At 44.8% G+C, this 12,730-nt stretch carries 12 protein-coding genes; 3 read left to right on the forward strand and 9 right to left on the reverse strand.

All coding sequences use genetic code 11. From position 1 onward, the window contains the following. Positions 1-738: 738 nt before the first annotated feature. The 4 genes from QT984_RS14205 to trxB form a co-directional block, all read right to left on the reverse strand. Entirely contained in the window at positions 739-1,344 is a 606-nt protein-coding gene (locus QT984_RS14205) for a DUF4276 family protein (protein WP_333054805.1), read from the reverse strand. A gap of 45 nt (positions 1,345-1,389) precedes the next feature. Next, on the reverse strand, positions 1,390-2,604 hold the full coding sequence (locus QT984_RS14210; protein WP_333054803.1) for an AAA family ATPase: 1,215 nt from the start codon (positions 2,602-2,604) through the stop codon (positions 1,390-1,392). Positions 2,605-2,773: 169 nt separating this feature from the next. Continuing rightward, positions 2,774-3,658: an ABC transporter permease gene (locus QT984_RS14215; protein ID WP_333054802.1), complete on the reverse strand. Its 885-nt coding sequence runs from the start codon at positions 3,656-3,658 to the stop codon at positions 2,774-2,776. A gap of 405 nt (positions 3,659-4,063) precedes the next feature. Beyond that, positions 4,064-5,434, reverse strand: a complete 1,371-nt coding sequence (gene trxB / locus QT984_RS14220) for a thioredoxin-disulfide reductase (protein ID WP_333374243.1) — start codon at positions 5,432-5,434, stop codon at positions 4,064-4,066. Between the two features lie 584 nt (positions 5,435-6,018). On the opposite strand from trxB, the gene QT984_RS14225 reads away from it, so the two are divergent. Beyond that, the gene (locus QT984_RS14225) at positions 6,019-7,035 is read left to right on the forward strand and encodes a methyltransferase domain-containing protein (RefSeq protein WP_333374245.1); all 1,017 of its coding nucleotides are present in this window, start codon (positions 6,019-6,021) and stop codon (positions 7,033-7,035) included. Between the two features lie 42 nt (positions 7,036-7,077). On the opposite strand, the gene QT984_RS14230 is transcribed toward QT984_RS14225, so the two are convergent. Further along, positions 7,078-7,374: a type II toxin-antitoxin system RelE/ParE family toxin gene (locus QT984_RS14230; RefSeq protein ID WP_333234124.1), complete on the reverse strand. Its 297-nt coding sequence runs from the start codon at positions 7,372-7,374 to the stop codon at positions 7,078-7,080. Next, entirely contained in the window at positions 7,371-7,601 is a 231-nt protein-coding gene (locus QT984_RS14235; RefSeq protein WP_333234125.1) for an addiction module protein, read from the reverse strand. Before QT984_RS14235 ends, QT984_RS14230 begins: the two co-directional genes overlap by 4 nt. A 30-nt stretch (positions 7,602-7,631) precedes the next feature. On the opposite strand from QT984_RS14235, the gene QT984_RS14240 reads away from it, so the two are divergent. Beyond that, complete coding sequence (locus QT984_RS14240; protein WP_333180976.1) at positions 7,632-7,799, forward strand: hypothetical protein; 168 nt, start codon at positions 7,632-7,634, stop codon at positions 7,797-7,799. A gap of 41 nt (positions 7,800-7,840) precedes the next feature. Here the strand turns inward: QT984_RS14240 and QT984_RS14245 are convergent, their stop codons facing one another. From QT984_RS14245 to QT984_RS14255, 3 genes are all read right to left on the reverse strand, one after another. After that, on the reverse strand, positions 7,841-8,761 hold the full coding sequence (locus QT984_RS14245) for a hypothetical protein (RefSeq protein WP_333104996.1): 921 nt from the start codon (positions 8,759-8,761) through the stop codon (positions 7,841-7,843). Between the two features lie 29 nt (positions 8,762-8,790). Beyond that, the gene (locus tag QT984_RS14250; RefSeq protein ID WP_333374248.1) at positions 8,791-9,909 is read right to left on the reverse strand and encodes a diguanylate cyclase; all 1,119 of its coding nucleotides are present in this window, start codon (positions 9,907-9,909) and stop codon (positions 8,791-8,793) included. A gap of 422 nt (positions 9,910-10,331) precedes the next feature. Beyond that, entirely contained in the window at positions 10,332-10,826 is a 495-nt protein-coding gene (locus QT984_RS14255) for a DUF427 domain-containing protein (RefSeq protein WP_333203908.1), read from the reverse strand. A 113-nt stretch (positions 10,827-10,939) separates the two neighbouring features. Here QT984_RS14255 and QT984_RS14260 point away from each other — a divergent pair, with 113 nt between their 5' ends. Then, on the forward strand, positions 10,940-12,220 hold the full coding sequence (locus QT984_RS14260; RefSeq protein ID WP_333054789.1) for a GH25 family lysozyme: 1,281 nt from the start codon (positions 10,940-10,942) through the stop codon (positions 12,218-12,220). The last annotated feature ends 510 nt before the right edge of the window (positions 12,221-12,730 follow it).

Below are 12,730 nucleotides of genomic sequence, written 5' to 3' on the forward strand. Positions count from 1 at the left end.
AGTTTTAAGCCGGCCACTCTGGATTAGAGACCGACTCTGACCCCCTATGAAGCGTTGCGGGTTGAGTAGTGCAACAGGGGCTTTCATTGTTAAGTTAGCTCAAATCTCAGAAATTGGCTTTAATTTTGACGTTAAATCACATTAAGTTCTTAACGTCACATTCTTATTTAAGCAGTTCGACACGAGTTTGTCGCGTCCGTGGCAAAAACCACCCGGATAAATTCTACTGAGAGTTAACCCGCCGCGCAACTCTCGGCTGTGGACTTCTCTAAAATTTTTGGCTTTCGGTTCGCACTTACGCGATCGCACTGTCTCACAAACAATACAATTCGACATCTCCCGGAAGTATAACTTCACGATTCCTTTAAATACATTGTGACAGTGTGAAGATTCAATAAACTCCTTCCATCAATTTTAGGTAGGATTCCCGAATTGTCTTGATAATTTCAAGCAGACGGAAAAAAATCCCCAGCGGACGTTGATGCAACTACCTGCAGATGATAACTCCGCCAGGGAAGGAAAATTTACCCAGTTAGCGATGTGCTTGCTATTGTTGGAGAAGGCATAAGCTGCAGGATGCGCTTAAAGAAATGGAACGGTAGGACGTTGGTGCGATGCTCAAAGTTTTGTTATTATTTACAGCGTGTCATCAGAAAGCGCTGATCTAGGTTTGATCTCTAAATCATTCCTGGCTCCTAGCTCAGCAATGACGAGAGCGAAAATTGTCTATAAAGTTGATTATACCTGCTTACTATTGATGATTTCTAATAAACCTTGATAAAAGACTTTGAAGCTTTTAGAGAGATTTGATTCAGGATTCATATATTTAGAAATTTCGCTAGAGGCTTTATATTTTTCTAGTCCTCCCTGATGGTATCCAGCGTTCCGTAATACTCTTTCTAAAGCCTCCCAGGTGCCTCCTTTGATAGCATCAGGCTCTCGATATTTTTTTTGAGTAGCTAAATTGGGAGAGGCTTTAGGGTAAGCTTGGCGAATTGCTTCAACATCGCCGAAAAACCACGCTTCTAATTCTTCAACTACAATTCGATTTAAGACTTGGAATGATTTATCTTTTTGACAGGAAGATTTAGTGATTAATCCCGATGATATTGCCATTATTTCTAGTTGTTGTTTTAATTTGAGACAATCTTCTCGATCTTCATCTATTAAAATAACAATTTTCCAATCAGGCGGAAGCCATGCTTGATAACCTTTCAAACGGTTAGGCAATTTAGCCAGTAAATCTGTTTTCCCTCGAAAAGCATGAATTTTATAGGTAACAGTCGATGGCAATATTTTGGGTAAAATCTGGGTTAAAGCTGATTCTAGTGATGCTTCTTCCACTAAAAACTCAAGATGCAAAATCCTCACCTACTCTTAATTTTAAAGTTAAAATCTTTGCGGTGCACCCGCATTTTTAAGCGGATTTCCCACATCAAAGAAATCTTCCATCCACAGCGAACCCAGTAAGGCACCGTGTTCCATAAATTGTTTTACTCCCTGCATATCTGCGGTTCTTTTTGCTTGAGTAAAACCTTTCTCATCTCGATATAATACCCATAATTCCTCTGGTTTCAAACTATCCACAAAAAAGGGAGAATGCGTTGTCACCATTAATTGAGTATTCGCAGAAGCAGAACGACATTCTTCTGCAAGCTGAGGTAATAATCTCGGATGTAAATGATTTTCTGGTTCTTCTATCCCCACTAACTGCGGGGGATTAGGGTCAAATAATACTATCAAATAAGCTAAGAGCTTTAAGGTACCATCGGAGGCAAATTTTGCCAGAATTGGATGAGAAAAAGGAGCATCTTTAATTTCCAACAAAAGTCTGCCATCCTGCATGATTGATGCTTCGACTTTTTCGAGGCGTGGAATACGAACGGAAAGGGTTTTTAATATTTCTTCTAACCGTTGGGGATGTTGTTCCTTGAGGTATTGGATAACATTTGGTAAATTATCCCCCGTGGCGGACAATCTTTCCTGTGCACCTGCTTCGGTAAGGCTGCGGGTATGATCTGCGGTTAAATATGATAAATACCAGCCTGTAATAAAACGTCTTAATGCACTAACACGGGGATGTTTGGCAAATTGTCCTAATGTATTTACTGCTAAAAATTCAGAGGATTCTAGTTTTTCGGTTATCCTTTCACCTTCTTCATCAGGACTTTCACCACTAATGACTTGTCCTTCCCCTTTTTTGAAGTCTAAAAAACGAAAGGGTTTTCCTTTTCCCGATTGTCCGCGTCGCCAATGCAACCATTCTTCAGCAATGAAGGGACGATTATTTTCTTCATCTATAGCGAGATGATAGGTAATTAAAGGCGATGCGGATGTCTCTCGATATTTTAATTCAATGATAATGCAGCCTTCGCTGTCTCTGGTGCGTAATTCTCGAAATCTGCCCCGTCTATCCCAGGCTTTTCTTAGGCTTTCGGTAAAACATTCGGATAGGAAAGCGAAAACATCGAAAATAGTTGACTTTCCGCTACCGTTTGGGCCTAAGAAGACTGTTAAGGGGGTGAGATTTTTGAGTTCGAGATTGTTCAAAGCACGGTAATTTTGGACTTTGAGATATTCAATACGGGGAATATTTTTCATCATTTCACCTCCTCAATTATAATCTGGGTTTTTTTCCTCCTAATTTCTCCTTTAACGAACCGCGAAGACGCGTTAGGCGAAGCCGCGCGTAAGCGCTAGGGCGCGAAGGAAGAAAAGAGAAGAAGAAAAAACTCAAGTCCTGACTGTGAACTTAATTTAAGCGCGAGACTGATTACTGCTGATTCCGCAGGCGAGGGTTAACAAACTCGTTTAATCCTTCCCCCACCAAAGATAGTCCCACTACCATTAAAGTCATCGCCAAACCGGGAAACAAAGCTGTCCACCAAATACCAGTAGGTAGCGCATCTAAAGCTAAACGCAAGTCGTGTCCCCATTCGGGAGTTGCTTCGGGAAGTCCTAATCCGAGAAATCCCAAACCTCCTAATGTTAAAATTGCATCGGCCGCGTTGAGCGCAAACAGCACCGGTACGCTCTGAATCACATTCAGAAACAGGTAGCGCGAAAGCACTGTCCAAGTGTCAGCACCCATTGCTCGCGCGGCTTCGACAAATAATTCGGTTTTGACGCTGACGGTGTGATTCCTCACGACGCGGTAGTATTGAGGGATGTAGGAAATGCTCAGGGCGATCGCAGCATTCAAAACTCCTTTTCCCACTACAAACGCTAGCGTCAGAGAAAGTAGCAGCCCCGGCAAAGTATAAATTGTATCCATTAAAAATAACAACACTCGATCGAGCTTGCCACCCAAATAACCGCTAACCAAACCCAGCGGCACACCGATAAACAAACTCAAAGCAGTGGCTAAAATTACCACTTGCCAAGCCGCGCGAGAAGCAAACAGCGTGCGCGAAAACACATCGTAGCCACTGCGGCTAGTACCAAACCAATAATTCGCCGACGGCGGTTCGTGGATGGGGTTACTCAAAGCCTCGGTAGGATTTTGCAGCCATCCCCAAGCTTGCATAGCTGGAGACAAGGTTGCTACCAATATAAACACGGCAGTTATTGTCAAACCTGCCCACATCATTTTCATGGACAGGCTTGACGGTGAGGCACTGTTGAGAAATCGCGGCAGTCGGAGGCGGCTTTGAGCCATAATGACGATCGACCTATATAAGACTTTTCGATTTTAGTAGCACTCAGGCGCAAAAACCCGGAACAGTCAATCGATTTTCGATTTTCGATTTTCGATTTTCGATTGAGCCCACGGATAAATGCTCTTTCTTGAGGATTTTCGATTTTCGATTTGGGATTGATTCCACGGATAAATCACGTGGCGAGTACCACCTTTGAAATTCCTGGTCAAAAATCCTCTTTCTCATTCGCCAAACACTCGCGACAAACCGGGTTTTTTCGCGCGATGGGGCTACAAAAAAATCGGTTTCTCCCCTGCACGAGACTGGCGCGCAGGGGAGAAACCGGGTTTTTGGCAGGTGGGACACAAGTTGAGTTTAGGAAAAATCTCTCTTGGCACACCTCCAATCTAAAATCGATCGAATTCCTACAAATTACTGGCAATTAACTCGCGGTACTGGCTTTTCGGCTTAACTCCTTTGAGCTCAGCCACCAAATCTTTGTCTTTGAAATACTGAATCGTCGGCGTACCCATCACGCCAGCATTTTCAGCAATTTCAGGATCTTCTTCGATGTCAATTTCCACGTAGTGGATTTTGCCATCGAACTCATCTACTACTTTGCTCAAAATCGGCTTGAGGCTGTGGCAAGGCCCACAACTCGGAGAGGCATATTTGACCACAATCAGTCGATCGCTATCGTGGAACAACTTCCGCAAAGCATAACCTCCTTCGTGGCGCGTCTCTTGGATATCAAAGTTCTCGCTGGTTTTGCGTACTTTTGGAGTTTCTGGCGCTGCTAGGGGTTGCTCGGATTCCTCAGTTTGATGGAATTCCTGCGTTAAACCGTTAACTGACAGCCAACGTTCTGCCAGCATCGCACCCATACAGCCGCTGCCGGCTGCGGTGATTGCTTGGCGAAACTCGTGGTCTTGCACGTCGCCGACGGCGTAAACTCCCTCGACGCTGGTTTCTACCGAACCGTGTTTGGTGGCGATATAGCCTACTTCGTCGAGTTCTAGCTGACCTTGGAACAGTTGAGTGTTGGGAGTGTGACCGATCGCGTAAAACAATCCTTTCACCAGCAAATCGCTTTCGGCGCCGGTCACGATATTTCTAATTCTCACCCCGTCCATTTTGCCCCCTGGCTCTCCCAAGATATCCACTGCTTCGGTGTTCCAGTGCACGGTAATTTTGGGATTGCTCAGCACTCGGTCTTGCATGGCTTTGCTGGCGCGCATTCGATCGCGCCGCACCAGCATATGTACATGAGAGCCGTATTTTGTCAAATAAATAGATTCTTCCGCTGCGGTGTCGCCCGCGCCGATGACAGCTAAGTCTACTCCTTTAAAAATTGGGGTAGCGCCGTCGCAAATCGCACAGGCCGAAATGCCGTGACTCCAAAATATGTGTTCGCTAGGCAGCCCCAGCCTTTTCGCCGTCGCGCCTGTAGCGATTACTATCGTGTGGGTTTTGATTTCTCTGTCTTCCGATCGCACTGTAAACGGACGCTTGGTCAAATCCACCGAAATTACATCTTCTGTGTATAATTCGGCACCCCAGCGCACTGCTTGAGCTTTCATCCGATCCATCAGTTGCGGCCCGGTGATGCCTTCGGGAAAGCCGGGAAAGTTTTCGACTTCTGTGGTGGTCATCAGTTGACCGCCGGGGATGCCTCCCATTTGGTAGCCTTCAAAGACTACGGGTTTCAGGTTTGCTCTCCCGGCGTAGATGGCTGCTGTGTAGCCTGCTGGGCCTGAGCCGATAATTACTAGGTTTTCTACGGTTTCGTTGGTCATAGCTATTTAATTAAACTCATAACGACTTCGTTTTACTGATTCTAGCAGAGTTCGATCGAGTTTGGTGGGATGCCATTGTGCGATCGAGCATCTGTATCTATATCTTGAGGGTCGATCGGTCTTCGGGGCAACTCCAGCTACTTTGATAAGCAAAAACAATCTAAAAGTCGATTTAGTTTTAAATGTTCGATCTATTTTAAGGGCTGAAATCTTAAGAAAATCTAAAGACGACCAAAATTATTGACTTCATTCTCAATTATTTTACCTATTTACTTGTTTTGAGGCTTGTGGTACGATTTTCATAATCCAGGGGCATTATGACTAATTTTACTTTTTGACGCTGCAAGCTTTTAAAATCGTAAAATTAACGAATTCGCAAATGTAATAAGTACAATTATTTATGCAAAATCCGCATTTGATGGTTTAAGAATTGTAACGCAGATTTTGCCATTTTTGACAAAATACAGTATTTGTGGTATGCAAGGTGCGATCGGGGGAAATTAGAAGGAAATTTTTAACCGCTTCGGAAGCACAGGCGGGACGCCCGTGCCACGATAAACATAGAATTTTATAATTGTGTCTGAATGGATAAAATCAAGATATTGTTTGTGTGCAGTCAGAATAAGTGGAGAAGTTTGACTGCCGAGAAGATATACCAGAAGGTTAGTGGCTACAGCGTGCGATCGGCGGGAACGGAAAAAGGTGCAAGAATTAGAGTAACTGAGGGTTTGCTGGGCTGGGCGGATTTGATATTTGTGATGGAGAAGAAGCATGGCGATCGACTTCGCAGCAAATTTCCCGAAAGTCTCGAAGGCAAGAAAGTTATTTGCCTGCAAATCCCGGACAATTACGAATATATGGAACCGGAATTAGTCGAGCTTTTGCAGGCGAAACTCAATCCCTATATGGAAATTCCAGAGAACGAGATAAATTTTATGCAGCGAGTTTTGGAACCGGAAGTGATGGATTCCTTGGAAGAGGCGATCGAATACGATTCGATGGACTTTACTGAGGTTAATGCTGCTTTTGCTCAGAGTGCTGCGGCCTTGGGGCCGGTTTTTGGAAACGTTTTGGATGCGGGGACGGGTACGGCGAGAATTCCGATCGCACTTTCTCAACTCCGGCCAGCATGGAAATTGACTTGCATTGATTTGTCGCCAAATATGCTGAAAGTTGGGGCCCAAAATGTGGAAAAGGCGGGGGTGCGATCGCAAATTAGTCTCGAATTAATCGATGCTAAGGCCATGCCGTATCCAGACAGTTATTTTGACATGGTGATTTCCAACAGCATTATCCACCATTTGCCCGATCCGCTGCCGTTTTTGCAGGAAGTCAAGCGGGTGTTGAAGCCGCAGGGAGCAATTTTTTTGCGGGATTTGCTGCGGCCGGAAAAAGCGGAAATTAGGGATAATTTAGTCAATCTGTATGCGGGAGATTGCAACGCGCATCAGAAACAGTTATTCAGCGATTCGTTGCAAGCAGCATTTACGCTGGATGAAGTTGAGGAGATGATCCAAAATGCCGGGTTGGATGGGTTGAGGATTTATGAATCTTCAGACAGACACTGGACGGCAGAACGTGCTTGGTGCGAGTCTTTGTAGGCACGGGGCGATCGTCCGATATATCTCCTATTCATAAAATTCTTAGACTCGTGAGTGCCAAGTTTTCGGCTCTCGCTTGCTGTGAAATATCGCGAGAACTACAATTTGCTCCGGTTCAACACGGTAGTAAATTAAGTAGGGAAACTTTCGCACGACTATCCGCCTCATTTCTGGAAAAACAATTGGGTAGGCTTCTGGCGTCGCGCTAATGAGATCGAGTGATTCTTCTACACGATTGAGAAACTCTACTCCAAGTCCTGCACTTTGTTGCTCGTACCAATCAACAGCCTCATCAAACTCTTCCTGTGCAGCCGGACTTAGGACAATAGAAAGGCTCACTGTTGCAACCTCGCCATTGTTCTAGCTTTGACTTGTTGCCAAGAAATAACGGCACTGGGGTTTGTTTCGTGGTCTAGCAGGCGACGAGATAGTTCTATCCTTTGAGATTCGGTTAATTCAAGATGTTCGGGATCTGCACTTATGCTGTCCCATATCGCTTGCACTAAGCGAATTCTGTCATTAACGCTCAAACTAATAATTTCTGCAAGAGTACCAGTGAGATCCATAGCTGAAAAATGCGTTAAAGCTAAATACTTGTGCAAATTTTATCACAAAGATTGCTGGAAAGGAGCGCTCGCGCCTTTTTAGCTATGAGCCGTACCGTTGCGCGATCGGCTTCTTATTTAATTACTTTTTTCAGACCGGAAAAAATAGTATGGTTGAACCGCGAAGACGCGTTCGGCGAAGCCGTTCCCGAAAGGTAGGATACGAAGAAAGAATCAGGAAGAAAAAGCCAGAATCAGCGTTAGGGTAATGGAATTATGCGGCGCATGAGGTTTCCGCTAATGTCTTCATCCAACCACTCAAGTGCATCGGGTTCCCAGTAGGCAGTTGCTAGCGGCAACCAACCAAAAAAAGAGCCAAGTCCACCGCAAATGGAGCATCCGCCGTCTCCGCCTCGGACTGTATGTTTGTCGCTAATTACCTCGCCATCGTAAGGATTTTGAGCGATGTGGAGTCCGAAAAGGTTGGGCTGCAAGTGGAGTTTCCAGTCGGCTGCCTTGTCAGTTGGGTAGCAATCGCTAGGATTTAAGTCTCCCCAGCGAAATAGAGTGGTACTTCCGGCACCGCAGGCATACTCCCATTCGTCGAAAGTTAGCAAGCGGAGTCCTTCAGTCGCCAATTCAGTCGCGAGGTCTTCTGGCGTTTTGCTCGTAATTTCCCAAGCAGCAACCGCACCATCCTCAGCGCGATCGAATCCGTATCTCTCGTTACATATCATCCTCTGCCTGTCTGGAAACTCTTTTAATAAATTCTGGATTTTAAGTGACTCCGAACTAATTGCCTCAAGACCGATTTTTGTCGGTTGAATTTCTACAAGCATCGGCGAAAATGTCACCTTTCGAGGAGGTGTAGTGACGCTTTGGACGTAAGAGTATATATCTCGATCGATCTCATACACCTCGGCAGTATATTGAAATGATTCAATTTGCTCGTCTGTCGGGCGAAAGTTGCCGGCTTCGCATCCAATTTGGACTTCGCCTCCTGGCATCAGAGAAAATAAAGCTCCTCCATACTCAAAAATGGCAATAGAGAGTTCGGAGCCCCCATCAGGGTAAAATCGCAAACCTTTAAAAATTACTGACTGTGGCAGATGTGCTGCTAATTCCTGTGAGTAGCGATTTTTTTGTTCTTCGCTCAATTTTTGCCATTCCTGCAATTCCATAAGCCAAAAGTTCCTGAACTCAACCTCTTCTACTTATCTAATTTTATAGCATCTAAAATCACTCGATCGCGCCCTCGGTCTTTAGCTTGATAAAGCGAACGGTCTGCCGCTGCAATCAGGTTTTCGTGGGAAGTTTCGGGCCGAGGCAACGTACTCGCTACCCCCAAACTCAGCGTCACGAAAGAACACACCGCTGAATTAAGGTGTTCGATTTCTAGTTCTTTTACCCAAACTCGAATTTGCTCTGCAATCCAAACAGCTATTTCTGACGAAGTGCGGGGTAAAATTACCGCAAATTCTTCACCTCCGTAACGAGCTACCAGAGTCTCCCCCGAAACTGCGCCTGCTGAGTAATGTACAGCCTCAACAATAGTTTTGGCTACCTGCTGCAAGCAAGCATCTCCCGCCTGATGTCCATAAGTATCGTTGTATGTCTTAAAAAAGTCAACATCGCATAAAATCAAAGATATTTCTGCCGCAGCTTCTCCCAATTCTTGCCATTCTTTTTGTAAGTATTCGTTAAAACAGTGGCGGTTGGCAATCTGAGTTAAGCCATCTAAGTTAGCAAGGCGATACAATTCTGAATTAGCTGCTTTTAATTGAGAATTAGCTGCTTCTAGCTCGGATTGCGTGACTGATAAATTGTAATAAAGTTCGCTCATAGACCAAGTAGCTTCTTGGTGAATTTGGGATAAAGCTACCCAGAGTTGATGCACGTCTAAAAGTCGGTAAACTTGAGGTTCTAACTGCACAACAATCGGCTCGTAAAGCAGTTCCGGCGGTCGCTGCACGGATCGCTGAGCTGCCATGACAATTAAGGCTACTCCTGGTAAAATCAAACTATCGGTTTGAGCTATTTGATACAAGGCTATAATCGGTCTGCAAGCAAATATATCTACTCCGTAAGGGCGGCTCATGCGTTCCATAAATCGCCGACGCGATATCATCCCTAAAAATTCTCCATTTACGGTTAAGATAACTCCCGGAAGCAGCGGGTGAGATTGAAAAAACCGGGCTACTTCTTTGGCTAGATATGAGGAGTCAACCTGAAAATTGAATAGAGCCAGATCCTTAAGAGTAGACTCTAAAGATAAATTTTTGGGTGAGTTTTCTGGCGAGTTGGACGGCTCAATAAATTCAACAGACACAGCACAGATCCGAATAAATAAATAATAAAGAAGCTACAAAGCTAGTGTCAGATATTAACTTATACTAACATTTATTTATGAACAGTCACTGTATTCTTGACTACACTGTTTATTTCAAGGGATAAGCTGCTGCGTTAGCTTCTGCCTTGCCTGCATTGCATTACATTGATTCATCCTCACTCAATTAGAAAGCTATTGAGTTATTATTCATTTTTTTAATGTTGGCTTTTTGCGTCGTAATAAAAATATTTCAGCGCCATTCCTTAACTCATTCAATGCGATCGCACACTCAAGAAACCTGGTTTTTATTTAAACCTGGGTCAAAGCTGTAACGATGTTTAAATAAAAAGACGTGGTTTCTGTCGCTGTTCTCAACTGAAAACTCAAAACTCAAAACTGAAAACTCAAAACTCAAAACTTCCTCACCACCCCCAAGTTCCCGGCCCTCCCTTAAACGGGCCGACAATATCTTTGGTAATCCAGCCGCCGTAAAAATCCCCTGGTTGAGATTGCACTAATTCCCCGTCCACATAACAGGCATCCATCTTGCTCGGATAAAAAGCCACATAATCTTTAATAGCTGCAAAAACCTGATTAGGATTGGGATAAAACCAAGCAGCATTTACTACTTCTTTCGACTCTACCGTCACAGTGTAATAACCGGCTTGTCCCTTCCACTCGCACCAAGAACCTCGTAAAGTTTTGTGCAAATATTCCATTTTGATGTCATCGGGGCAGATATAGTAGGCAGGAGGGTGGCTTGTCTCCAATACCCGCTGAGGACGGCGCGTGTCGGCGATCGTCACTCCATTAAAAATTATCTGTACGTGTTTGGTCGATTCCTCAAGCCGAGGGGGACGCGGGTAATCCCAAACAGACTCTTGACCAGGGCCGGGCTCTATTCGATCGAAGTTCATTCGCACCATCTCCCCTGTAAAAAAACAATTAGCGACTTAGCATTACAATTTTAATGTACCCTTAATCGAGTCGCTGCTTCAGAGCAAACCAGCTTTTCTCAACTCTTCGTCATATGAGTATTCGCGGTATAGATGTTTCCGACTACCAGCCCAATGTCAATTGGCCAGCAGTTGCCCGGGATGGTATCACCTTCAGTTTTGTCAAATCGACCGAAGGTGCAACGTTCGTTGCCCAAACTTTCGCTCGCAATTGGGCGGCGATGAAAGCGGCGGGGATTCAACGCGGTGCTTACCACTTTTTTCAACCTGCAAGCAGCATTCAAGGACAAATAGATTTGTTCTTGAAAACTGTAAAACTCGAACCGGGGGATTTGCCACCAGTCTTGGATATCGAAACTACAGGCGGTTTGACTGCGACTCAATTGTGCGATCGAGCCGCAATTTGGCTAGAAGCAGTCGAAAAAGCCACCTTGATGCGGCCGATTATCTACACGTACCCCGGTTTCTGGGACAACTTGGGGACAAAACGGTTTGCCGATTATCCACTGTGGATTGCTCACTATACCACTGCTGAAGAACCTTGGGTTCCCGGCGGCTGGAAAACTTGGACTTTTTGGCAATACAGCGACAGCGGCAGCGTGTCGGGCGTATCGGGCAATGTAGACACCAATATTTATGAAAGCGTCCGAGAAGGCACCGTAAGTTATAAAGTTGCAGACATCCAAAGGGAATTAAGAATTAAAGGTTTCTATCAAGGCGCGATGGACGGTAAATTTGGAGCTACCACCACAGCGGCGCTCATCTCATTTCAGAAATCTCAAGGTCTCAATCCAGACGGTATTGCCAGCCTCAAAACCTGGGCCGCTTTGATGCGAAAATCTCCCAAAGTAATTGTCCCTCCTCCAGCCCCAACACCCACTCCGCCGCCGACACCCACTCCGACTCCCACTCCCATCTCAGACGTGCGGCTGACTCAGGTATTCTCGTCTTATCAAGCTAAGGCTAGCCAAGATACTGCCTTAATTTGGCTGCAAAGTCAAGTTTCTACCTCTGTTTTAGGGGAATTTGCTCAAAAATGGCGGGCAACTACCTTACCTCAAGACAGTAATTTGCGATTGATAGATGTGGGCAAATTTTATCGCGGTTTGGCACAACAAGACCAAGCTTTAGATTGGCTGCAAAAACAACTTTCTCCGGCTATTATTACTGAGTTTGCACAAAAATGGCGATCTCAACCTACGGGCACTAATTCTCCGATTCGGCTGATAGATGCGTGCAAATTTTATCGGGCCGCACCCCAGCAAAACCAGGCTTTAGATTGGCTGGAAGGGCGAATTTCGCCGGCCATTTTATCGGATTTTTTTCGCAGGTGGCAGAATGCGAGTCGATTATAGATTATAGATTTTAGATTGACTCTACAGATGAATCTTGTGATGTAAAATTTTAGATGGGAACTCTACTCTAAAGATGAGTGTGGGAACGATAGATTAGATTATAGATTTTAGATTGACTCTACAGATGAATCTTGGGATTTTAGAGTTTTTTAGATGGAAACTCTACTCTAAAGATGAGTCTGGGGGCGATCGATTTGAGATGTGAGCTTTTTAATTGGAGATTGACCGAAAGCATCCAGGATACAAGCCCCCGGATTTATTCCGAAAGCAGACTCAGGACCGGTGAAATAAAAAACCTGTAAGCTGTCGCGCATTTAAATTGTAGATTGAGGGCGGGCGGGACGCTAGGGCCCCTACTCCCCACAAGACTTTAAAAATTTTTGACATACCATTTAAATGCCGCAACAGCTTATCCGATGAAACTTGCCCCCCGAATTTATCCGTGGGGTCAATACTTCAATTCTAAAATCTAAAATCTAAAATCTAAAATCGATTGACTCCCCATCAAAA

The sequence above is a fragment of the Microcoleus sp. Z1_B2 genome (assembly GCF_036700325.1).
In the GTDB taxonomy this organism is placed as follows: domain Bacteria; phylum Cyanobacteriota; class Cyanobacteriia; order Cyanobacteriales; family Microcoleaceae; genus Microcoleus.